This is a genomic window from Rhizobium sp. AN5 (genome assembly GCF_900215255.1).
Classification (GTDB): domain Bacteria; phylum Pseudomonadota; class Alphaproteobacteria; order Rhizobiales; family Rhizobiaceae; genus Agrobacterium; species Agrobacterium tumefaciens.
This window is the reverse complement of the sequence record NZ_OCMJ01000004.1, coordinates 1,732,370-1,751,849: the sequence shown is the minus strand read 5'-3', so window position 1 is coordinate 1,751,849 and position 19,480 is coordinate 1,732,370. Positions and strand designations below refer to the sequence as shown.

The following is a 19,480-nucleotide window of genomic DNA, read 5'->3' as shown; positions in this document are numbered from 1 at the left end:
GAGACCGGATAGGAGCGGCTAAGCTCCCATTCCAGCAACAGGAATGAAACATGTCGCTTCGGCTTGCCACCTTCAATATCGAAAATCTTCTCACCCGTTTCGACTTTACCGGTTTTCGCAACCAGACGCGGCGCGACAGGGCGATCCAGCTTTTCGACATTCGCGACGAGGCGACCTATCAGGCGCTGGAAAGTGCGCGGGCAGTCTCTTCTACAGACGATACGCGGCAACTTTCAGCGCTGGCCATTGCGGATGCGGATGCCGATATTCTCTGCCTGCAGGAAGTCGACAACATGGCGGCCCTGCAGGCTTTCGAATATGGCTATCTCTACCGCATGGTCGGCAACGGCTATCTGCAGAAATATCTGGTCGAGGGCAATGACAGCCGCGGCATCGATGTCGCCGTCGTCATGCGCGAGCAGACCCGAGACGGCGACAAGATCGAGGTCATCGACATCAAGAGCCACGCCGCGCTAACCTACCGCAATCTCGATCTCTTCAATCCCGCACTTGCCGCGACCAACCAGATAGACGACAAGATTTTCAAACGCGATTGTCTGGAAATTGATCTGAGGATCGGCGGCAAACCGCTGACGCTTTACGTCACGCATTTCAAATCCATGACCAATGCCCGTGACGCCATAGATGCCCGGCTCGCCACCATGCCGATCCGCGAGGCGGAAGCCATGGCCGTTCGCCGCATCATCGAAAACCGCTGGGGCGCAAACAATACCCGCAACAAGAATTTTGCCATCTGCGGCGACATGAATGATTATCAGGAACGCATTTCGATTTCCGGCGACCGGCGCAGCGGCTACAGCTTTACGCCGGTCGAAGAGGAGCGGAGCGCGCTCGATATCTTCACGGCGGATGATTTTGTAACCAATCCGATGTCGCGTCGCGACGTTATGGATCGCTGGACGCTCTATCATTCGCGCGGGCCGCAGGAACAGCATCTCTGCCAGCTCGATTATATCTGGCTTTCCCCGCATCTTGCACACATCAATGCGACAAGGGTTCCTGAAATCATCCGCGCTGGCCAGCCTTACCGGACGGTCTTTCCGCCGGGGCAGGAGGTGGATCGTTATCCGCGCACCGGCTGGGACCGCCCGAAGGCTTCCGACCATTGCCCTGTCGTTATGACGCTCGATCTGATCTGACCTGCTGCTCCGGGCCGCCTAGCCGTTGGCGACCTTGGGGAAATAGGTCGCCCACACCCGGTTGCGGCCCGCACGCTTGGCCTCATAAAGCCGGTCGTCGGCAATTGCGATCAGCTCGTCCCAACTGTTGATCGCCCGTGCCTCCTGCCAGACCACGCCGAAACTTGCCGTCAGTGAGAGCCCGCTTTGTTCATCAATGATCTGGGCTTCAATCAGCCGGCGCAGGCGGTCGGCGGTGGCTGTCGCCGTCGCGTGGCTGACATCCTGCAACACGACCACGAATTCCTCGCCGCCATAGCGCGCCAGAATATCGTTTTTGCGGAGGGCGCCTCTTAAAAGAGTCGCTGTCTTCTGTAGCGCGAGGTCGCCCATGGCATGGCCATAGCGGTCGTTGATGGATTTGAAGTGGTCGATGTCGACAATCATCACGCCAAGCGCCTGCAACTGCTCCTCGCCGCTCAATATGGCACGAACGGTCTTTTCCAGCGCACGGCGATTGGACACACCGGTCAAGGCATCTGTTTCTGAAAGGGTGCGTAATTGTTCGGCCAGCGCAGACTGCTGCTTTTCCATTTCTTCCTTCTGGCGAAGCTGCTCGCGCAGGAAATCCAGTTCCTCGAACATTTTCTTCACTTCCGGAGCAGCCTTGTCCTGATACAGGGCTCCTGAAAGATCGCCAGCGGCGATTGCGGCGATCTGCGTCTGGACGGATTGCATGGGTCGGAACAGTGCCGTTCTGTAAACCGATGCAAGCCGCAGCAATACCAGAACCGCGATGAGAGCGAGGAGGAGAGACGTTCCACCATAGATCAACGCCTGTTCCTTGTTCCTTTCTATCCTTGCCCGTGTTTCGGCGAGAATAAGGTCGCGCAATGTGCTCGAGGACCGCATGCCCTTGATGTAGTTTTCGGAGAATTCGCGAACGCTTGGCTGCGCGGACGGCACCACCATCGCAATCGTATTCTGCGCATAGGGAAGTGCCTGGCCGAAATAGAAGATTTCAATATCGCGAAATGCTGCATCGACGCGTGGTGTGGACAGGTAAGCGGCGGTGTAGTTCGTCAGCGACGATTTCAGCAGTGTAAGGCTCTGTATTTCCGTGTCGAATTTAGCGCGTAGGCTCAGCTTGTCCTGCCTGTTCGCCCGCAGGCTCATGACCACGTAAGAACCGAGGCGACCGATCCGGTCCCGCATCACTCCGGCAGTGCCGGTCATGGCGATGTCGATCGCTACATTGGGCGTTACCTTGATGATCGCGCGGGCGGTCTTGCCACGCAGCATGTTGACGCTGTCCGCCGCCTTGAACATCGTAAAAATTGCGTTGGACATTGCCGTGTAGCTGCGCGCGGATTCCGGAAGTGCAGCAACCTGATCGACCGCTTCTCGGGATTGCGCCAGTTTTCGGCGTGTATCGACCAGCGATTTTGCCAATTCTGGCTGCGCCCTGATTTCCGCGGCAAAAGAGTTTTCGAGTTCCACCAGCTTGTCGTCCGTCGCCTTGCGCGCTGCGGCAAGCTCCTGGACCAGTTTTGCATCGGGGGAAGACGCGCCCATCAAATTATTGGCGGGACCACGCTCGGCCGACACCAGCCATGCGGACTGGAGGGCCGTTTCGAAGCGGCTGAGTTGCTGCGCATTGGTCCGGTAGCGTAAGTAACTGGAAACGCTTGGCAGGGCGGCAAGGGTTGCCAACAAGATGGAACTTACCGCTATGACGATCGTACCGGTTAGTTGGATTTTCTGTATGCTTGCGCGCATTCGATGCGTTATTCCCGGTGGGATGGTTATGATTTATCGCCATTTTAGCTGCATCGCGTAAATACTTCGCTTATTTTGCAGGGCTTTTGCCGCGACCTGGTGATTGAAACCCACACGTACGGTGTGGAAAAGAGGTCTCCCAACGGCGCGCAATCAATTTTTGCTTTACACGAAGTGAGAATCTGATAGTTGGCAAGGCACTGGATTGCCCTTGTAGCTCAGTTGGTAGAGCACCTGATTTGTAATCAGGGGGTCACGAGTTCGAACCTTGTCGGGGGCACCAGTAAAATCAAGGGAAAGCGTCGGATGCCGAGGCGAGATGAAATGTCCGGGGGCACACCGGGGGCACAATCACCCGATTTCCTCCCAAATCTGATAGATCGAATTCTTGAGATAGGGCGAGCGCACAAGCTCAACTTCAAAGCTGGGATTGAGGCTTTCCAGTCGGCTGACATCCCCGAAGAACATCGACCACGGCCGACCACCATTGATGACTTCTGGGTGGGGTCGCTGAAAGCCGCCATAGATACCGCAGTTCAAAAATATCGAAGCGCTCCCCCGCCGGCGCCGTCACGTGTTCGTCGTGACTATTATGAGCCCGCCCTAAAGGCCGCTAGTTCGCTCTCTTCACACCTTCAGAACGACTACAACAGGAATTTGCTCGCCAGCGCTTTCAGCAGTCACGATGAAGCCCTTCAGTTTTTGAACCAGTTGGAGAAGCTTTCTTCGGTCCAGACCATTGATGAAGCCCTCGCCAGTCAGCGAAGGGTCGAGGCAATCTGTCACGATTATGGAATAGTCATCGCTGATGCCGAGCCATATCTTCTTGAGAACTATGGGCCGGAAGCGCTCGCCAGATATCAGCACGCCGTTGAAGAAATGGAAGAACTCGATCGGAAGCCTAGGCGTGACGCGATACGGTTTGAGCTAGCTTGTGACGTGTTGGAATCCATCGGCATGCCCCTGCTGTTCAGTTACAATGAACCGGAGATACCTCGGCAAGCGCTCAGCGAGATTGTAACGGTTGTCGTGGAAGCCGTTGGCACATATCCAGGCACACCGAAGCCGGGCGAAGATTACTTCGCCATAAGCGTGACAAAAGAGGCGATTGAATACGTCGCCGCGCATAACCGCTACATGCAGATCAGTTCAGAATACGAAATCTGATATTTGCGCTGCCAAAATCTTGGCAGGCGACGTGCTTAATGTTCCGCATCTGTTCGCCTACTCTGGCACTCTATCGCAAAGGAGTGACCAATGGCGACACGCATTCTCCCAATCGAAGAAGTTATTGAGCGCACCGGCCTTTCCCGTCGGACGCTCTATCAGGAAATCTCCGACAACCGTTTCCCCCGCGGCGTTCAGTTGACGAAGCGCCGTGTCGGCTGGCCTGAGGCCGATGTGGAAACGTGGCTCTCCGACAAAATAGCCGCGCGCGATGTTGGCGCGGCAGCCTGATGAATAGCCAAAGCAAGAACCCGGCGGCGCTTGCACACGCCCACCGGGTCGAAGGTCTCAATTCTCTGGATCGGAACGCCTTGAAGATAGTGGCCCATTGCGCTGCTGTCCAGCCTGTCGGCTGCCCGATCCGCGAAAGCGAAAGGCACGTCGATGACGGTAAAGCTCTCAATCCGATTTGGTGAAGAAAACCGCGTCCTGCATCTGCGCGGACGTGAAGCGTGGGCGATGCGCAAGCTGGTGGAAGCCGGCGAGACAGGATGCACACCCTTCAATGCGCCTGGCCCCAGATGGTCACACTACGTTCATCGGCTGCGCGGCTATGGCCTGCCGGTCGAAACGATCCACGAACCGCACGGCGGCCCGTTCCCCGGCCATCATGCCCGATATGTCCTGCGCATCAATGTTGAGGTGATCGAGCAGGGAGAAGCGGCATGAGGATCAGCGAACGCATAGACGCGGCCACAGAGGCATTCAAAGCTCTCGACTTCGCCAACGCCAACGCGGCCGATTTGCAGGCTATCGCGGACCGGTTCCGCCTGAACGATCCACAGTTTCAGGAAGCAGCCATGACCGCGATTTCAGAGCGGGTGAAGGCGTCTGAACTCAAGCAGATCGAACTGGATGCCCGAAGGGTCGAACTGGTCAGCAAAGCGAAGGAAAAAGGAGCGCGGCAGGCCGAGGTAGAAATCCTGAATTCGCCGCTGCCGTGGTCGCGAGAGAAGCTTGTGGCGATGGTTGAACTGGTAGAGGACTGGTTCATATCCGAAGTCTCACGCGATGATGACGACGAATTCACAATGGATCTCGTTTGCGAAGTCACGAACGGCGCAAGGGTCGGCTTCATCGAGCGCGTAGTGGAACTGTCGGCAACCTCTTTCCCAGAGGTGCAGGCATGAACTTACCCACAGAACGTAAGGAAGTTGACGAGGCGGTCATAGCTGCCGCCCGCTGGATCGCAGGGCAGGAGCCTCGGCAGGATGTCATTCCCCAGATCAAGACGCGCTTCGGGCTTACTGCCGTGCAGGCATCCGAAGCTTGCGCCTTGGCGGTTCGCTATCGGGCGGGAGGCGCGCATTGAAAAAGAAGCCCAACTGGAAAACCACATTTCAGGCTGGAATGTTTGCCTGTGCCGAGCTTCGCAAGCGTAAAATCCATCGCGACCTATTGTCCTACATCACCTTCAAGGCCGACCAGGCAATGAGGGTGTGTTGGTCCAGCCAAGCTGAGATAGCCGATGTTCTGGATTGCTCTGTGCGAAACGTCCATGGCTTGCTGACGTACCTCGAAAGAATTGGAGCTATCTATCCGGCCCCTTTCGCTCACCTTCCGAAAGGGCACCAAGCTCGCATTCGGAGCCTAACGCCCAATAAAGCCACTGCCAACGCTAAGGTCTATTACCTATCGGAAAAGTGGGCGCTGGATGAACTCACCAGCGGTGAAGTAGCGAACAGGGACGCATCGGGCCTGCCGATATCGGAACAAGACCGGGAGCGTGGAAGAATAAAGGCCAATGAACGCCGACGCCGTTACGCTCCTTTCGATTCCAAAGATTCTCGCGATGTCGCGACAGATCCGGCACTCGAAGAATGGCTTTTCATGAACGCAATTCCGTCGTGGACCGGAAGTCCCACTTCCACACCAGATGTGGGTTGGACCGGAAGTCCCACTACAGACATGTCTATGGATAACACAACGGACCCAACCACAGGCGTTCATAACCGAAATGGTGAACCCCTCCCTTCCAAAGCCCAAATAACTCAGGTTACGAATTCATCGCTGACATCGAGCCAGTCTCTTCCATCTCCGTCTGAGTATGACGCTGCGCGCGCGCGAGGGGAGCGCCACGGCTATGCCAATACGAACGACGGCGATAAAACCGTGAAGCTCTCGATGACGAAACCGTTTCCCAAGCCAGAGACCATCGATGAAGGCCGGTCTTTTCTTGTCAGCCGTGGATGCCCAACTGCCGAACTGAAGCGATGCCTCGAAAGGTTGATGGACGGAGACCTCACGCCATTTGACATCGAGGACTGGGATTTGAGCCAGAGGGTAAGCGCATGACGCAACTGAGTTTGTTCGAATGGGCGGATGCGAAGCCAAGCAACGTTATCAATCTTGTCCCGGCCTTGATCGACAAGGCGGTCATGGAAACTATCTACAACGTACCGCGTCCCAAAGGCGGGTATGTCATCCCTATGAAGCGGAAGGTGGCATGACAAAGCTTAAGCTCCCCGAACCACAGCCGTTCAAGCTGATCGTGTTCCCGCTGCCGGCGCAGATTGGCAAGGTGCGGCACGTCGCTGGCAAGTACCTCGATCAGCCGAATCAGGAAGCGCAGGCTCGATACTGGCGTGTCATCGTGGACAATATCCGCAAGATGCTGACCAAGCACGGATGCACTGACGCCGAGATATCCCGACATGTGCTCGCCTTCCGAGAGGCGGTGCAGAAGGAAATCAACCGGAGGGCAAAAAAGAGACGACCTGTTGAAAACCCGTCTGATCCGAAGGGGGCGGCGTGATGGAAAACATTGAAATCGAAATGGCTCGTTTCGAGGCCACCGCCGCGCCAGTGTTTGCAGCCATGGACAAAGCTGGAAGGCAACTCGCTGAGCGCGTGGTTCTGGAATACTCGTTTCCGTGGTCGATCGATGAGGTGAAGTTCATGGTTGAGTGCGCATTCAAGGAATGTGCTGAAATCATCATCCCCTGTGGATCGGAGGTATCGGAGATAGCCGGCGCCGCCTTTGCAGATGCGTTCTTTACCCGCTCGGTTGAACTCGCTGAGGCTATGGGCACCAGCCAGGGCAACGCCTGACATGAAGCCGGTGCCGATCCTCCCTGAAGAAATCATCAGCACGAAGGAAGCGTCACACCTTGCCCAGCAGCCGGAGAGGACTATTCGGCGCTGGGCGAGGCAATACGGTATCGGCCGGCAGCCAGAGCGGCATTCCCCGTTGCAGGTGTCTGTTCTCGCGCTTGAGATGCGGCTATGCGGCGACGACACCGCCCTTGACCTTCTCCGAAGCAATCGCCGTGATGATCCTGCAGTACGGTTCTACAGCGACCGGCTGGGCCTGACATAACCTGCCCAGCAGTCAGGTTTCCTCCAATGGAGTAAGGCTCACCACACTGCCGGATTTCCCGGCATTGCCTCGCCGGAGGGTTTTCCACCATTGGTGGGAAAGTAAGCGATAGTAAGCAATCTCGTGGTTTGCTTCACGGTGAAGCAAACCCACTATCGGATTTTCCGACACTGACCAAGCGAACGCATTACGTCCGGCTGGTACCCTGCCATCGATGGGCAGCTTTACACAGTTGGTGGAAACCTCAGTTCGCGCCACGGTGGCGCAAACCCCGAAACGACCCTTGAACGCATGTTGAGCGCCCGTTCAACGCCCGCTGGATCGCAGCCTTGAAAGCATTGCGATTTTTGATCAGCCTTCATGGATCAAGTGGGAAATTCCCACTTGGTGAAAACATGGATTCCTCAAACTTAGGGAGTTCGCCCCGCCATGGGGCAAAGCTCAGAGAGACTTCCGCCAATGGCGTATGTCTGGCCGAGATACCCCCTTTGCTTCACGGCGAAGCAAAATCAACTTCCCCCAATGGGGGGTGTTTCCACCGTGGAAAGAACTGCCTCCGAAGCACGGAACCGGTCGAGCGGGAACGTGCGCCACCATGGCGCGGGATAACTTGAAGTTAGACCCTTCGAAGCCCCTCCTAAGCGGGACACCGTGACCCGCTTTCGGTTCGTCCCCCATTTGGGGTTGGACACGCGCCCCATGGCGGGGCGCTTATATGGCCCATAGGCACATTTCGAAAGCGGTACGGATTTCGTACTGGTTCTTCTGCCGCCCGTTCACTCGCTGTGCCATACGGCGCTAGGGTGGCGGTCCTAAAAGACGAACTACGACGTTTTGCGTCGGGGTTTCCCAAACACCAGAGCGCCGAATCAGCGAACTCGGCTTGCAGTTGCCTGAAATGCCGCCGTGCGCGGTATTTGCCTCGAAACACTCGATTTCGCTTATCTGTGCGTGTGGAAAGTCGAATTTGCAACGCTAGGGCGGACAAAGGATGTCACACGATGTCACTACCCCAGCCGAATCCGAGATGCGAAAATATGGGCAGTTTCAACCCATGCGAAAGGCATCCGAAATGCAAACCGCATCCAAGCCGAGAGAGACGACAGCGCCGATCATGCTTCGAGGCGGCCGGGTAACTGGCAGCTTCAAAACCGAACTGATGGACGCCGCCAATCGAGCCGGAATGTCCGCAAACGAGTTCGTCATGCGCGCCGCTGCCGAAAAGCTTCAGGCATCCGGCCGTACATTTTCCGGCTTGTTCTGGCCGGGTGACCTGAAGGAGGGAACGCAATGAACGGTTACTATCCGCCAGCGCCAAGCGCTCAGCAGCAACCGCAACGGTTCGATCCGTTCGCCCTCTATGCGAAGCTCGCCCAGCCGTCACCTGAACAGAAACGGCAGCAGATGGCCCAGTCCTTCGCCCAGCAGATGATAGGGCAACCGGCACAGAACACAGCGCAAGGTCTCGGGCAACTGGCAGCCGGCATTGGTCTCGGGCTTTCCAAGTATGCTCAGGCCGGATCGCAGTTCCCAGCGGCACCCGGTGGAGCGCAGCCGGGATTGGCAAGCGCACTAAGCAACTTCTTCACGAACCGAAATTCAGGGGGGCTCTACTGATGCCGACATTCGAAATCATGGGGCCGGATGGCCGCAAGCATCTCGTTCAGGCTGAAAGCCAGCCGAAAGCACTGGCGCAGTTCCACAGCCTGGCTCAACAGCCGACAGCGCCTCAACCGCAGCAGACTAGTGGAAACTGGTGGGAAGCTGCCCCGCTCGTGGAAGCGCCACGCCGAGACGATGGTGGTGCAGATATCTTTGCCGGCGGCGCACAGCAGGCGCAGCAGCCAGAGCGCATGAAACAGCTGGAAACTGCGCTGATCAATGCGGATCAGGCAGGAGATACGGAAGCGGCAAAGGTGCTCGCTGCCGAGATCCAGAAAGGCCGGTCGGCTCAGCCGGGTTCACCTGACCTCGACAAGATCAAGCGCAACGTCACCAAGATGGCTGGAATGAACGCTCCTGTCGAAGATATCGACGGCTATATCGCCAGCGAGGGCGTGACGGTTGATGCGGTTCGCAACCACAAGCCCAGCGCTGGCCCGTGGACGAAATACCAGCAGCCCGAAACCGGGCCTTGGACGAAGTTTCAGGGGCAGCCGGTGACGGAGGAAATGCGACAAGGGGCACACGACGAACTCTTGCGCCGGGGTGCTATGGCGGAGATTGAGCGTCGTCGCAGTATGTCGTCAGCAAGCCATCCATCTTTCGAAGAGAGCCAAGCGCTTCTAGCCGCCGATGCACGACCCCAGCGGTTCCAGATGGAGGTCAACGGCCAGCGGTATGAAATCGAAGCTCCTGATGAGCAGGCGGCCATAAAAGCAGCTGAGAAGGTTGGAGGTGGCTCACAACGGCAGCGCATGGAAGGCGCCAGCGGCGGGATCGGGGCGACCTTGACCGGCTTTGCTGATGGCGTCCCTGTCGTCGGCCCCGCCTTGCTCGGCGCTGGTCAAAGAGGTGCAGCAATCGCTTCCACAATCATCAACGGTGGCACCTACGATGAAAACCTGAAATTGGCTCAGGGCATCACACAAGATGCTCAGGACGCCCATCCGTGGCTCACGACAGGGGCAAACGTGGCCGGTGCCGTGGCTGGTACCGCGCCTTTGATTGCTGCCGCTCCCGCTGCATTCGGTGCTGGCAGTGGCGGTCTAATGGCGAGATCCGGTGCATCAGCCTTGTCTGGTTCTGTGCTCGGCGGCACAGACGCTGCTGTTCGCTCCGGCGGGGATATCGAAAAAACTTCGTTGGGGGCGGGTATGGGCTTTGGGCTTGGCGCTATCGGCCCCGCAACAGGCGGCTTGATCGGTGCAGGCGCTCGGAAGCTCCGCAATGCTTTCATCAACCGATCGGCAGCAGCATCGGCCGGAACAACGCCGAAGGTGGTTAGAGGGTTGGCTGATCTCGCTGCCCGTGATGGTCTTGACGCCAATGCTTTGCGCAGCGCCCTTGATGACCTTGGCCCGGAAGCAATGCTGATGGACATCGGCCCCGGTCTACAGGGACGTGCCGGCGGCATCGCTGCCACACCCGGCCGTGGACAAGCGGTTATCAGGGGGGCGCTTGCAGAACGGCAGGCAGGCGCCAACGCTCGAATCGGTCAGGTCGTTGATGAAACGCTTGGCCCGAATGTCGTTCCTTCTCAGGTCGAAGCCGGGATCAAAGGAAACCAGCGAAACCTTGGTGCGCTGTACGACGAGGCTTTCCGCGGCGCAAAGGCCGTCGATACGCGCCCGATTGCCGAAGGTCTCGAAGCTCAGGCGGTCAATCTCCGGGGCGATGCTCAAACCGCTGTGCAGCGTGTGCGGTCAATGCTGGACATCAACGGTGCGCCTGGCAATCTCGACCCGAACCCAAGCACCCTTTTCCAGACCCGTCAGGCGATAGACGGCATGATGGCATCAGAGGCGAACCCGCAGGTTATTCGGGCGCTCACAAATGCCCGCGCGCAGATCGATGACGAGTTGGCCCGCACGGTGCCGAACCTCAAGGCTGTGGATGCCTCCTATGCCGAGTTGGCCCGCCAGCGCGAGGCATTGGCGCGGGGGCAGACCATTCTGGATAGCAAGCGCACATCGCCGCGACCTTCGGAGCTCGCCGCCGAGGTGTTGGCGGGTGCGGAACCTCAAGGTCTGCAAATCGGCCCTTCTGCAGCTCCATTCCGCATGTCTCAGGGTGCCCGCGCAGAGGTGGATCGCATCCTCGGCAACAATGCGAATGACATCTCGGCGCTGAACAAACTCATCAAGACGGAGGGCGATTGGAACCGCTCCCGGTTGGCAACGCTGTTCGGTGAAGAAAAGGCGGGCAAGTTGTTCAAGGCGCTCGAGGCCGAAAGGGTCTTTGCCGATACCAACAGCACCGTTACGCGCAACAGTGAAACCGCACGTCGCGCGCTCGCTGCTGGCGAGGGGCAGACTGCCGACACAGACCTTATTCGCCAAGCAGCGGCTGTAGGCGGCATTACAGCGGTACCGAGGGCGATGGCTATCAAGGCCGGTGACCGGATTTTCAATGCTCTGATGTCTGGAAGGAAAGAGGCGCTGGAATCCGGAATGTCGGAGGTGCTTAGTTCACGGAATCGCGCAATCCTTGAGGCGCTTCGGACGAGGGAGGCGTTGCCAACGTCTGACCAGAGGGTGAATGCCATCACTCGGGCATTGCTGACCGGAACGAGTTTGTTACCGGCGCGATGAACCTTCAAGCTTCTCGCTTATCCACCAAACGAGAAAGACGAGAAGGCCGCCGCATATAAATCCGACAGGGAAGCCGGGACCATCAAACAGCCCGGCTACCGCCAGAAAGCCCTTACCGAAGCCGTACATCACGCCGATGAGCAGCAGCACGCAAGTGATTTGAATGATGCGGTTGAGGAGCATCGGGCAGCCTTCCAGAAAGAGAGGCCGACAGAATGAGCATAGACGTGAACCAAATTCAATCCATCTCCGACGCGGCCCTGTTTATCCAGGCACTGCGAAAGCAACACGCTGAAGGCTATGACGTGATTGCCGACGCTGACGCCGTGCTGGCGCGGATGAACGAGTTACCATGCCAAACGGTCGAAGATGCTCTGGCGCTGATCGACGTGGCGCAATACCTCGCTGCCAATGCCTTCATCGAGGCGGGCGGGGATATCGAAGAACCTCATGGGGGAAGCGCGCAGACTTCCGAACTGGCGCTGATCATCACGAACCTTGGCCGCGCCATCGAGACGATCAACACGGCCATGGTTGCGCATCCGATCAATGCCGATCGGCCGGCGAACTGATGGCGTGGCGAGCTTCACCGCTTTGTGAAAACTGGCCGGGGCAACCGGCTGACAATCCAGTCCGTTGAAGCCGTCATCGCAGCATTGGAGGAAAGCACCTATGAGCATTCCCGGTATCGCATGCAGTGTGTCCATTCTGTTTCTGTCGGCATTCGTCCTGTTCGTGTGACGCTTCCAGCCGATTGCCGTCAGTTTCGCCCATATCCGGCCCGTCAGCGCGTTTGACGGGCTTTCCGCTGTCTGAGTGCTGTAGCGACTGCAAACGCTTCCTTGGCGCGCTATTTGGCGAAAGGGTCAAGCCGGGAATTCTCCGGTTTGAAAAATGCACCGATACGACCATTGACGGATATCGAACAATCGAACCCATTGTTCATCCTGTGCGAACAGTCACCGCCCCGGATGTTCACATTTGTTGACTTCGGAACCTGACAAAACCTGACATCGCGGACGGATTTTCTCATTCTCGCAGCAATACGCGCCCGCGCGCGAAGGAACACATTTTAACACCTGATGGATCGGCGCAATTGCGTCAGCGACGGCGATAAGTGTTTCCGCTTGGGCGAGTTGGCAGAGAGGAAACACATAACAAAACGACCGCAGCAATGCCGCGGCCGATTGTGATCAGATGGATGAGGGTGGGCTGTCAGTCCTCGGCGGCAACCGAGCTTTCGCCCCACATGTCACACAGCGCCAGCTGAACGGCGGTGGTTAGCAGTATGACCTTGTGGGCAATCGCGTCATCAGAAAAACCGCAAGCCTTCCAGCGCTCGGCCAGGACGCGCATTTCCAGTTTCCAGTACCGATTGGCCGTCTCTCCGTTGAGACTGTTCAGGTTGCGGGCGATCCGGTCAATTTCATTCCGGCAGCGATCAACGGGGAACATCAAAACCGTGGTCATAGTCCGCATCCTCCTGCCAGCCTGCCGGCGCTGTAGTCGCCTTCATCGCCGTGCGGTTCAAAATCCGAAGTGTCAAATTCGAGGTCATCCTGAACCCGGCCCATAATGAGCCGGGGTGTGCTTGGTACGGACGGTTCCATGTCGCCGTTGTCTTCGAGGTCGCACTCGCCATCCAGTTCATCGAGCAAGCGAATTGCTTCTTCGATCCATGCTTCGAGAAACTGGCGTCTCAAGGCGAGGATAGCTTTTCGCTCCCTCATTTCGAGGCCTGTAGCTGGCTGGTGGCGAAGACAAGCAAGTCCTCGATTTCATCCGGGTATTCGGCGGCGAAGCGCACGATGAGCCAGACGCGGCGCTGTTCGTCCTCAACGGTATCGAAGCGGGTCGAGCGAAGATGCTTGACGATACGGTCCAGCTGGAAAGCCGCCCAGTCGTCTTGGAAGTCACGAAAGAACGCTGCACCAGCGTGGTAATCGCGACCTGCGTTCGCCCTCGGCTGGTTGATAAGACTGCCAATCGCATGCTCCATGCGAATCCAGCCGTCAACGGCCAACTCAAAGTCAAGGATGGTCCAATCCGTGAAGTCCATCGTGGGCAGCTGTGGCATGCCCTTGCGCTGGACTGTGGCGGTATCGGCGGCCTTTGCCACGTTGACCAATGCCGGATAGGCGTTCCCCATGTCGCGCTCAAGCGCTTCACTCATCGTGCGGGAGACATCGACAAGGCTTGCTGCCCGGTCGAGTTCATGATTGCGCGATGCGCCTGTGCCATAGTCCAGTTCGCCAAGCGCAAGGCAGGCTCTGTCAAGCAGGTGGCGAAGATTGGTAACAGCGGCGATGATTTCGTTCAGGTCAGCATGCGAGGCGGTGGCGGCGGTCTTGGACATTGCAGGTTCCTCCATGGGATCGGGCGCGCTGGTCAGGCGAGCAAATTGGCGATTTCGGATTTGATGGAAGCGCGGCGAGCGGCGGCGCTGTAGCGGAATGAAAGCTTGTCGGTATCGGCCAGAGCGGAGCGGAGAGCGCGAAGACGTTCACCGGCAGGGGTGTCCATCACAGAGGCCACCTTTGCGGCCTGACGGGCTTCCTCGCGGTTCTTCTTGGCAACGCGCCATGCGGTCTTGAGGCAGGCCGAGAAAGAGGCATCGACAATGCCGCGCTCAATCTGACGAGCGGAGTACTGACGGCGGATATAACGGAAACGCTCCCATGCATCCGACATGATTGCAGCTAGGTCGAATTTGGGCATGCCTTCGGCGGTGGCCTGAACGGGGATGTTCGGCATGAACGTTTTTCCTTTGCGTGTGAACATTTTATGTTTATGAATAAACCATATTGATTAACCATGGTCAACAGTTATTGTTTACGCGTAAATAAAAAATGTTTACGTGGCCCATCACGAAAAGGAGTAAGGCATGGAAGCAAGCCAGATACGGGCGGCCCGTTCGCTGTTGAACTGGTCTCAAGGAGAGTTAGTCGAACGGTCGGGGCTATCGCTGACCACCGTTCGGCGGATGGAGGATGACAAGATAGGGCCAGCAAGAAGCGCGGCAGGCAACGTTGACGCGGTAACGAAAGCCTTAGAGGCGGCTGGCGTTGTGTTCATGAATGATGGCGAATTAGTCCAAGGCGGTGCAGGCGTTCGTCTCCATCCAAACGGCAAGGCGCCAGAATGAAACGGGCATTGCTGATCGGCCTCATGCTGGCCTCAGGATGCACGCCGATCCTCTCGGACGATGGCGTTTACTCGCTGTATCGGTCCAGCATTGTCGAGGGTGTGCAGTTTGTTCACGTTGCCACGTTCGATGCCGGTGCCGGCGAAGACTATAACCGGGAGAACTGCAACATTGCCGCCGACCTGTTTGCAAAGCAGCCGGGTGTCGTCGTGCGGTATTGGTGCGAGCGAGGAAGAGTGAAAGGTAAATGAAATGCCAACAGGCCTGATCCACAACGAACGCACAAAGTTGCTGGCGAACTCGCTTGATCGAGCATCAACTGCTTGCGTGGTCGCTGGCCTTATCGCCCCGGCCGCAAGCATAGCCAATCACAGCACCGGATCACCGCAACTGTCGATCAGCACGGCCATCGGAACCGTGATTTGGCTTTCCGCCGCTGTTGCACTACATTTGCTTGCAAGACGGACCCTAGGAGGGCTGACGTGATGACCGGAATGGAAATCTTCTTCTACATCGCCCTGCCGGTAAGCATCGTAGCTGCCGGATGGATCGCAGTGCGCCTGAACGAGCGCAACGACCGAAAGCATGGGTTACACCCGGGCGAGTAAGCGATATCGGTTATTCCCAGACACGACAAAGCCCGAAGTGGTTTTCCTCCGCTTCGGGCTTTTGCATGTCGTAATCCCAGAATTTCCGGGGTTTAAATCATCTTCCTGATATCGCTGCCGTATTCCGCTTAAGGTGGGAAATTCCCACCATTTCTCGACGGCTTTGGATATGGGTATGCCCCACTTCCAACGCTCGCCTGCCAGCCAACAGGTCCGATGAAATCTAGTCTGTTCTCAAGCGCCACGCTTAAAGCAAATCAAAGCACCAGCGGAATGATAAAGGGTCGCCGCCGGCCGATGTCACGCTTGCTGCAGTATCGTTGAGCAAGCTCAATCCATCGACGCAAAGCGTGACATGACAGCATCCCCAAAAGAGATGCTGTTCAGCCACCCCTTGCCCCATCATGGGAAATTCCCATGTTGAGCTCCCCAATTTTGGTGAGCGCAAATCTGCGTTGACCGGCTGGGATTTCAGCCCGTTGCAGTCCTCAAATCTGGGGAGCGGGATTTCGATATCTCTCGAAAAAGCGGACCTGTGAAAACCTGTTGTTGAAGAATGTTGAAACTGACCCGAACACATCGGGGTAGTGGGCAAGGCCGCTCGGCAAGATTTTCCCGCAGTCACTACGCGAGCCATGGGGGGAGGAACCTTATAAAACCTAGTTCGCCGGTATCTGTTTGTGGACCATCGAAGCGCAGAGCCGAACTACCGGGATCACGTTGGTTTGCAGGGGAAACAGCGCCGTAAAGTGACCAGTACGCGCGCAAGCGCACGCGACCCCTATTTGAACCGATCCTCCGATGAGATATTATTCCTGCGCCGATAGGAAATTCATCTCAAACTTGGAGCATCTGGAATGGTCGCATATTCCCGTGGAAAGCCTATTCGTGACTTCGCCGTGTCGATCGATGACGCCCATAAGGCCATTCATATCAGCAAGGGCGGCTTTCGAAAGCTGGTCGATGAAGGCTTCATCCGCTCCATGGCTCGGGCTGGTTTCTTCCGCCTGGGCGATATCATCGACGGTTACGCCGAGGCTGTGCGCATTGGCCGTCTGTCCGCCCCTCATGAACGCGGCAACTGCCCCGCCTCCATTCCAGCGATGAAGACGCTCGACGCTCCTGTCGCCCTTCCTGTCGCCGCATGAGGCCTGCCATGCGAAGCACGTTCAATACTCATAGGATTGCTCAAGAGTGTGGCGTGAAGCTGCTGGCGCCAAAAGAGCATAACGGGGCAACGAACCGGCCGGGTGAATGCTTCTGCCGTGCAACGGTGAAATGGATCGGCACCACATATGGGCCAGATCACTTGCGCCTCGTCTTCAATCTCATGACCGGCACGAAACAGAATGCCGCCTGCCTCTATGGCGACTTAATGAAGGCAATCGCCCGCATCCTGCATGAGGATCAAGCCTTAATGCGCCGGGCGACACTGGTGTCGGATTTCGATGCAATGGATCTTGGCGATATCCGCCGGCGGGCACAGGCGATGAAATGCGGCGTGCCTCTTGCCGAAAGGGCAGGCGTGTTGATCTCCCTGCATCTGGCCGATGCTCCTCTGGCCGCTGCCGCATAGCCGAGGTTTGCGCATATGCGGTCCATCCTCAAATTGAGGTCGGATGTTAGTAAATGTTAAGGTTCGATCATGGCGCTGGCTAAGGTTTGCTAAGGTGCGGACCTGATAAAACCTGAAACGGCAATCGGCCCGAAATGCGATGGATACGGCGGAATTCCGAAGTATGGGCGCTTACTGCAAGAACACGCAGTGAGAAAATCCATACTGTCGGAGAACGACAGCATGAATCGTCATCTTCGTTTATACGAAGATATTTCTCGTCTGCGGGCAGGCAGGGCCCGACTGGAAACGTTACCAGTGACGCATCGGCCCATAACCTGTGCGTCACTCAGCTTATGGCGGCGGGTACGCACAATCTGCGTACCTTTGGTCAAGGCGTCCACGGGTGGCATCGTCTGGAATTCGGACGATGTTAACATGGTACAAAACTGCACCATCTCGCGACCTGCTTACCGAAATTGGCGATCAGCTTGTCTCACGCCTTCTTCTTCATTTGCTCCACGTTGTCGGGCCTCTTCTGTCCAGAGACGATTTCAGTGAGCAGCGCCGCCCATGCGTCAAGGGCACGGCGCTTGTCGGTCAGGTAATCGTTTCGGTCGTAGTGCCGCCCCGTGACAGCTGCCGCTCCGCCCGTATCGCTTGAATGAGCAAGCACCTGCGAGACAATGAACCGAGGAATGCCGATCCGCTCGCTGGTGAGGTTGGTGGCGCCTGTTCTCCGGAGGTCGTGAGGCGTGGCCCGATCCATCTCAAGTTTATCGGTCAATCGCTTCATTGCGCGTGTGAAGGCGCGGCGATCCATGGGCTTATCTTCGCCTTTCCCGCGAGGCGACGGGAACACGTATTGTGACTGCTGGTCTTTGGGGAGAGCTTCTGCAGCCTCGTCAAGCAACTCCAGAGCAGCGTCACTCAATGGTACAAGGTGCTGACGGCCATGTTTCATTCGATGGGCCGGGATAAGCCACGTGCGGCCCTCTCTGTCAATTTCCGACCATTCCATGCCAATGATGCTTCCACCGCGCTGAAGGGTCACAGCGGCCATTCTGAGGGCAACGCCCATCAGCAATGACATTTGCAGATCCTCGACCGTGCTGGGGTGCTTACAGGCTGACCAAAAGCGCTTCATATCGGAATCGCTCAGCACTGTGTCTCTCGGGTCAGGGACTTGCACGGCAATGTCGTGGGCAGGGTTCGTCTCGATGACGCCGTTACGCACAGCATAGGCGAGTAGCTGGCGGATGACGTTCAGGGCGATGCGGCCATTTGATTTGACCTTCTTCGATAGCTTGGACACAAATGCTTGTATCTCGGCTCGAGTGATGCTCGCGATAGGCTGGGAGCCAAATTCCTTTTTCACAAGGCTGTCATAGATACGGCGTTCTTCCTTGATCGTGTCAGGCTTCTTCGCCTTTGCATTGGATCGGTGCGTTCCTAGCGCACAGTCGTCAAAATATGCATCGGATAAACCGTTCAGCGTGTTCAGGCGTCTCCGGCGCTCTTCTGCTCTCGATAGGCGCTCACTCGCCACCACGTCCGCGCCCCCCGCGACAGAGCCTTTTATCTTCCTTGCCTCATCGCGTGCTTTGGCAAGGGAGATGGCGGGATAAGGGCCGATGAGCTTGCGTCGGTGCTCGCCGGCAGCATTCCGGTACCGGATAGACCATGACCGAACGCCCTTGTCGGTCACTCGAAAGGTTAGGCCAGGCTCTTGATCATCTCGTAGCTCGAGACGCTTGCCGGGTTCTGGCATCGCGCTTTTAAGAGTGTCGTTCGTCAGTTTGACCATGGGGGCACATCCTAGGGGCAAGTCGGGGGCACAAATCTATTGCGTCAAATCGCATTTCACCGCACACTAGCGCACAATCGATGTACGCGGAAAGCCTGCAAAGGCTGGAATTCAAGGTATTGTGAAATGTCGTCGCATTTAGCCGCACAACAAGACGCCCTTTTTTGTAATCAGGGGGTCACGAGTTCGAACCTTGTCGGGGGCACCAGTATTTTCAATGGCTTGGCCATTTCCACCAATATTATTCCTGCATTCGCACAACGCCTACGGCTTGACGTGATAAAGCTTGTGCACGATTGCCCAGTTGCCGTCGCGCTCCAGCAATGACAGGTATTCGCTAAAATCCATGCCGTCGAAACGGGTCGTCAGCTTCACGGACGCGCTGTCGCCTTCCTTGTCGATGCCGAGGATTTCGAAGATGGGGTCGTGATCGGGCAGGCCGCGTTCGCTTTTTCGTATCTGCTCGGCGAAGTCCTCCAGTGAGAGCCATTCCGTTTCACCCTGAAACGTCCCGACGATGCTGGCGCGCGGATCGAAAACATCACGCATCAGGCCCTCATCCGCATAGGCCATGGCGTGCACATAATCCGTCACTGTCTGGGTAATGGTTTGCGGCATCGGATCGTCCCTCCCTTCAGATCCAAAAGC

General features: G+C 57.2%; 28 protein-coding genes and 1 tRNA gene. 20 read left to right on the top strand and 9 right to left on the bottom strand.

Annotation, left to right across the window (positions count from 1 at the left end):
- Positions 1-50 precede the first annotated feature (50 nt).
- Positions 51-1,160, top strand: coding sequence for an endonuclease/exonuclease/phosphatase family protein (locus tag CRP02_RS21305; protein WP_097172215.1), 1,110 nt, complete (start codon positions 51-53; stop codon positions 1,158-1,160).
- Between the two features lie 18 nt (positions 1,161-1,178).
- On the opposite strand, the gene CRP02_RS21300 is transcribed toward CRP02_RS21305, so the two are convergent.
- Complete coding sequence (locus CRP02_RS21300) at positions 1,179-2,918, bottom strand: sensor domain-containing diguanylate cyclase (RefSeq protein ID WP_097172214.1); 1,740 nt, start codon at positions 2,916-2,918, stop codon at positions 1,179-1,181.
- A gap of 207 nt (positions 2,919-3,125) precedes the next feature.
- On the opposite strand from CRP02_RS21300, the gene CRP02_RS21295 reads away from it, so the two are divergent.
- The 14 genes from CRP02_RS21295 to CRP02_RS21235 all read left to right on the top strand — a co-directional run bounded on the left by CRP02_RS21295 (position 3,126) and on the right by CRP02_RS21235 (position 11,717).
- A tRNA-Thr gene (locus CRP02_RS21295) sits at positions 3,126-3,201 on the top strand.
- A gap of 41 nt (positions 3,202-3,242) precedes the next feature.
- Positions 3,243-4,085, top strand: coding sequence for a hypothetical protein (locus CRP02_RS21290; RefSeq protein ID WP_143539335.1), 843 nt, complete (start codon positions 3,243-3,245; stop codon positions 4,083-4,085).
- Between the two features lie 90 nt (positions 4,086-4,175).
- The gene (locus tag CRP02_RS21285; protein ID WP_097172212.1) at positions 4,176-4,376 is read left to right on the top strand and encodes a helix-turn-helix transcriptional regulator; all 201 of its coding nucleotides are present in this window, start codon (positions 4,176-4,178) and stop codon (positions 4,374-4,376) included.
- Positions 4,377-4,529: 153 nt separating this feature from the next.
- Positions 4,530-4,814, top strand: a complete 285-nt coding sequence (locus CRP02_RS21280) for a hypothetical protein (RefSeq protein ID WP_097172211.1) — start codon at positions 4,530-4,532, stop codon at positions 4,812-4,814.
- Positions 4,811-5,275, top strand: a complete 465-nt coding sequence (locus tag CRP02_RS21275) for a hypothetical protein (protein ID WP_097172210.1) — start codon at positions 4,811-4,813, stop codon at positions 5,273-5,275. Before CRP02_RS21280 ends, CRP02_RS21275 begins: the two co-directional genes overlap by 4 nt.
- The gene (locus CRP02_RS21270; protein ID WP_097172209.1) at positions 5,272-5,457 is read left to right on the top strand and encodes a hypothetical protein; all 186 of its coding nucleotides are present in this window, start codon (positions 5,272-5,274) and stop codon (positions 5,455-5,457) included. Before CRP02_RS21275 ends, CRP02_RS21270 begins: the two co-directional genes overlap by 4 nt.
- On the top strand, positions 5,454-6,440 hold the full coding sequence (locus tag CRP02_RS21265) for a hypothetical protein (protein ID WP_143539334.1): 987 nt from the start codon (positions 5,454-5,456) through the stop codon (positions 6,438-6,440). Before CRP02_RS21270 ends, CRP02_RS21265 begins: the two co-directional genes overlap by 4 nt.
- On the top strand, positions 6,437-6,595 hold the full coding sequence (locus CRP02_RS27650) for a hypothetical protein (RefSeq protein WP_179784090.1): 159 nt from the start codon (positions 6,437-6,439) through the stop codon (positions 6,593-6,595). The genes CRP02_RS21265 and CRP02_RS27650 overlap by 4 nt, the downstream gene beginning before the upstream one ends.
- Positions 6,592-6,900 carry a DUF6074 family protein gene (locus CRP02_RS21260; protein WP_097172207.1) on the top strand — a complete coding sequence of 103 codons (309 nt, stop codon included), beginning with the start codon at positions 6,592-6,594 and terminating at the stop codon, positions 6,898-6,900. Before CRP02_RS27650 ends, CRP02_RS21260 begins: the two co-directional genes overlap by 4 nt.
- Entirely contained in the window at positions 6,900-7,196 is a 297-nt protein-coding gene (locus CRP02_RS21255) for a hypothetical protein (protein WP_097172206.1), read from the top strand. The genes CRP02_RS21260 and CRP02_RS21255 overlap by 1 nt, the downstream gene beginning before the upstream one ends.
- Position 7,197: 1 nt before the next feature.
- The gene (locus CRP02_RS21250) at positions 7,198-7,464 is read left to right on the top strand and encodes a hypothetical protein (RefSeq protein WP_097172205.1); all 267 of its coding nucleotides are present in this window, start codon (positions 7,198-7,200) and stop codon (positions 7,462-7,464) included.
- 1,072 nt (positions 7,465-8,536) lie between these two features.
- Complete coding sequence (locus tag CRP02_RS21245) at positions 8,537-8,758, top strand: hypothetical protein (protein WP_097172870.1); 222 nt, start codon at positions 8,537-8,539, stop codon at positions 8,756-8,758.
- The gene (locus CRP02_RS21240) at positions 8,755-9,081 is read left to right on the top strand and encodes a hypothetical protein (RefSeq protein ID WP_097172204.1); all 327 of its coding nucleotides are present in this window, start codon (positions 8,755-8,757) and stop codon (positions 9,079-9,081) included. Before CRP02_RS21245 ends, CRP02_RS21240 begins: the two co-directional genes overlap by 4 nt.
- On the top strand, positions 9,081-11,717 hold the full coding sequence (locus tag CRP02_RS21235) for a hypothetical protein (RefSeq protein WP_097172203.1): 2,637 nt from the start codon (positions 9,081-9,083) through the stop codon (positions 11,715-11,717). The genes CRP02_RS21240 and CRP02_RS21235 overlap by 1 nt, the downstream gene beginning before the upstream one ends.
- On the opposite strand, the gene CRP02_RS21230 is transcribed toward CRP02_RS21235, so the two are convergent.
- Positions 11,703-11,900, bottom strand: a complete 198-nt coding sequence (locus tag CRP02_RS21230; protein WP_097172202.1) for a hypothetical protein — start codon at positions 11,898-11,900, stop codon at positions 11,703-11,705. The two genes, CRP02_RS21235 and CRP02_RS21230, sit on opposite strands and share 15 nt — an antisense overlap.
- A gap of 32 nt (positions 11,901-11,932) precedes the next feature.
- On the opposite strand from CRP02_RS21230, the gene CRP02_RS21225 reads away from it, so the two are divergent.
- Positions 11,933-12,289 carry a hypothetical protein gene (locus CRP02_RS21225; protein WP_097172201.1) on the top strand — a complete coding sequence of 119 codons (357 nt, stop codon included), beginning with the start codon at positions 11,933-11,935 and terminating at the stop codon, positions 12,287-12,289.
- 643 nt (positions 12,290-12,932) lie between these two features.
- Here the strand turns inward: CRP02_RS21225 and CRP02_RS21220 are convergent.
- The 4 genes from CRP02_RS21220 to CRP02_RS21205 are packed head-to-tail and all read right to left on the bottom strand — an operon-like array spanning position 12,933 to position 14,471.
- On the bottom strand, positions 12,933-13,187 hold the full coding sequence (locus CRP02_RS21220; RefSeq protein WP_097172200.1) for a DUF6074 family protein: 255 nt from the start codon (positions 13,185-13,187) through the stop codon (positions 12,933-12,935).
- Positions 13,184-13,447, bottom strand: coding sequence for a hypothetical protein (locus CRP02_RS21215; RefSeq protein WP_143539333.1), 264 nt, complete (start codon positions 13,445-13,447; stop codon positions 13,184-13,186). Before CRP02_RS21215 ends, CRP02_RS21220 begins: the two co-directional genes overlap by 4 nt.
- Complete coding sequence (locus CRP02_RS21210; RefSeq protein ID WP_097172198.1) at positions 13,444-14,073, bottom strand: hypothetical protein; 630 nt, start codon at positions 14,071-14,073, stop codon at positions 13,444-13,446. The genes CRP02_RS21215 and CRP02_RS21210 overlap by 4 nt, the downstream gene beginning before the upstream one ends.
- Before the next feature lie 32 nt (positions 14,074-14,105).
- Entirely contained in the window at positions 14,106-14,471 is a 366-nt protein-coding gene (locus tag CRP02_RS21205) for a hypothetical protein (RefSeq protein WP_097172197.1), read from the bottom strand.
- A gap of 130 nt (positions 14,472-14,601) precedes the next feature.
- On the opposite strand from CRP02_RS21205, the gene CRP02_RS21200 reads away from it, so the two are divergent.
- The gene (locus CRP02_RS21200; protein ID WP_097172196.1) at positions 14,602-14,862 is read left to right on the top strand and encodes a helix-turn-helix domain-containing protein; all 261 of its coding nucleotides are present in this window, start codon (positions 14,602-14,604) and stop codon (positions 14,860-14,862) included.
- A complete protein-coding gene (locus CRP02_RS21195) occupies positions 14,859-15,113 on the top strand; it encodes a hypothetical protein (protein WP_097172195.1) in 255 nt (84 codons plus the stop codon). The genes CRP02_RS21200 and CRP02_RS21195 overlap by 4 nt, the downstream gene beginning before the upstream one ends.
- A gap of 117 nt (positions 15,114-15,230) precedes the next feature.
- Here CRP02_RS21195 and CRP02_RS27645 read toward each other — a convergent pair whose 3' ends face one another.
- Positions 15,231-15,449, bottom strand: coding sequence for a hypothetical protein (locus CRP02_RS27645; RefSeq protein ID WP_179784089.1), 219 nt, complete (start codon positions 15,447-15,449; stop codon positions 15,231-15,233).
- An 878-nt stretch (positions 15,450-16,327) separates the two neighbouring features.
- Between CRP02_RS27645 and CRP02_RS21185 the strand changes: the two genes are divergently transcribed.
- Together CRP02_RS21185 and CRP02_RS21180 are read left to right on the top strand one after the other, a co-directional pair.
- Positions 16,328-16,618: a hypothetical protein gene (locus CRP02_RS21185; RefSeq protein WP_097172193.1), complete on the top strand. Its 291-nt coding sequence runs from the start codon at positions 16,328-16,330 to the stop codon at positions 16,616-16,618.
- A 53-nt stretch (positions 16,619-16,671) separates the two neighbouring features.
- Entirely contained in the window at positions 16,672-17,046 is a 375-nt protein-coding gene (locus CRP02_RS21180) for a hypothetical protein (protein ID WP_097172192.1), read from the top strand.
- Positions 17,047-17,521: 475 nt separating this feature from the next.
- On the opposite strand, the gene CRP02_RS21175 is transcribed toward CRP02_RS21180, so the two are convergent.
- Together CRP02_RS21175 and CRP02_RS21170 are read right to left on the bottom strand one after the other, a co-directional pair.
- Positions 17,522-18,832: a tyrosine-type recombinase/integrase gene (locus tag CRP02_RS21175; protein WP_097172191.1), complete on the bottom strand. Its 1,311-nt coding sequence runs from the start codon at positions 18,830-18,832 to the stop codon at positions 17,522-17,524.
- Between the two features lie 264 nt (positions 18,833-19,096).
- On the bottom strand, positions 19,097-19,450 hold the full coding sequence (locus tag CRP02_RS21170) for a nuclear transport factor 2 family protein (RefSeq protein WP_097100540.1): 354 nt from the start codon (positions 19,448-19,450) through the stop codon (positions 19,097-19,099).
- Positions 19,451-19,480: the final 30 nt, after the last annotated feature.

Excerpts from the sequence above, each read along its gene's own strand:
- CRP02_RS21305 (WP_097172215.1), top strand. The coding sequence starts at position 51 with ATGTCGCTTCGGCTTGCCACCTTCAATATCGAAAATCTTCTCACCCGT.
- CRP02_RS21215 (WP_143539333.1), bottom strand. The coding sequence starts at position 13,447 with ATGAGGGAGCGAAAAGCTATCCTCGCCTTGAGACGCCAGTTTCTCGAA.
- CRP02_RS21220 (WP_097172200.1), bottom strand. The coding sequence starts at position 13,187 with ATGACCACGGTTTTGATGTTCCCCGTTGATCGCTGCCGGAATGAAATT.
- CRP02_RS21290 (WP_143539335.1), top strand. The coding sequence starts at position 3,243 with ATGTCCGGGGGCACACCGGGGGCACAATCACCCGATTTCCTCCCAAAT.
- CRP02_RS21200 (WP_097172196.1), top strand. The coding sequence starts at position 14,602 with ATGGAAGCAAGCCAGATACGGGCGGCCCGTTCGCTGTTGAACTGGTCT.
- CRP02_RS21210 (WP_097172198.1), bottom strand. The coding sequence starts at position 14,073 with ATGTCCAAGACCGCCGCCACCGCCTCGCATGCTGACCTGAACGAAATC.
- CRP02_RS21300 (WP_097172214.1), bottom strand. The coding sequence starts at position 2,918 with ATGCGCGCAAGCATACAGAAAATCCAACTAACCGGTACGATCGTCATA.
- CRP02_RS21280 (WP_097172211.1), top strand. The coding sequence starts at position 4,530 with ATGACGGTAAAGCTCTCAATCCGATTTGGTGAAGAAAACCGCGTCCTG.
- CRP02_RS27650 (WP_179784090.1), top strand. The coding sequence starts at position 6,437 with ATGACGCAACTGAGTTTGTTCGAATGGGCGGATGCGAAGCCAAGCAAC.
- CRP02_RS21275 (WP_097172210.1), top strand. The coding sequence starts at position 4,811 with ATGAGGATCAGCGAACGCATAGACGCGGCCACAGAGGCATTCAAAGCT.
- CRP02_RS21170 (WP_097100540.1), bottom strand. The coding sequence starts at position 19,450 with ATGCCGCAAACCATTACCCAGACAGTGACGGATTATGTGCACGCCATG.
- CRP02_RS21230 (WP_097172202.1), bottom strand. The coding sequence starts at position 11,900 with ATGCTCCTCAACCGCATCATTCAAATCACTTGCGTGCTGCTGCTCATC.
- CRP02_RS27645 (WP_179784089.1), bottom strand. The coding sequence starts at position 15,449 with ATGCTTTCGGTCGTTGCGCTCGTTCAGGCGCACTGCGATCCATCCGGC.
- CRP02_RS21225 (WP_097172201.1), top strand. The coding sequence starts at position 11,933 with ATGAGCATAGACGTGAACCAAATTCAATCCATCTCCGACGCGGCCCTG.
- CRP02_RS21235 (WP_097172203.1), top strand. The coding sequence starts at position 9,081 with ATGCCGACATTCGAAATCATGGGGCCGGATGGCCGCAAGCATCTCGTT.
- CRP02_RS21270 (WP_097172209.1), top strand. The coding sequence starts at position 5,272 with ATGAACTTACCCACAGAACGTAAGGAAGTTGACGAGGCGGTCATAGCT.
- CRP02_RS21185 (WP_097172193.1), top strand. The coding sequence starts at position 16,328 with ATGGTCGCATATTCCCGTGGAAAGCCTATTCGTGACTTCGCCGTGTCG.
- CRP02_RS21240 (WP_097172204.1), top strand. The coding sequence starts at position 8,755 with ATGAACGGTTACTATCCGCCAGCGCCAAGCGCTCAGCAGCAACCGCAA.
- CRP02_RS21245 (WP_097172870.1), top strand. The coding sequence starts at position 8,537 with ATGCAAACCGCATCCAAGCCGAGAGAGACGACAGCGCCGATCATGCTT.
- CRP02_RS21250 (WP_097172205.1), top strand. The coding sequence starts at position 7,198 with ATGAAGCCGGTGCCGATCCTCCCTGAAGAAATCATCAGCACGAAGGAA.
- CRP02_RS21285 (WP_097172212.1), top strand. The coding sequence starts at position 4,176 with ATGGCGACACGCATTCTCCCAATCGAAGAAGTTATTGAGCGCACCGGC.
- CRP02_RS21260 (WP_097172207.1), top strand. The coding sequence starts at position 6,592 with ATGACAAAGCTTAAGCTCCCCGAACCACAGCCGTTCAAGCTGATCGTG.
- CRP02_RS21175 (WP_097172191.1), bottom strand. The coding sequence starts at position 18,832 with ATGGTCAAACTGACGAACGACACTCTTAAAAGCGCGATGCCAGAACCC.
- CRP02_RS21205 (WP_097172197.1), bottom strand. The coding sequence starts at position 14,471 with ATGCCGAACATCCCCGTTCAGGCCACCGCCGAAGGCATGCCCAAATTC.
- CRP02_RS21255 (WP_097172206.1), top strand. The coding sequence starts at position 6,900 with ATGGAAAACATTGAAATCGAAATGGCTCGTTTCGAGGCCACCGCCGCG.
- CRP02_RS21195 (WP_097172195.1), top strand. The coding sequence starts at position 14,859 with ATGAAACGGGCATTGCTGATCGGCCTCATGCTGGCCTCAGGATGCACG.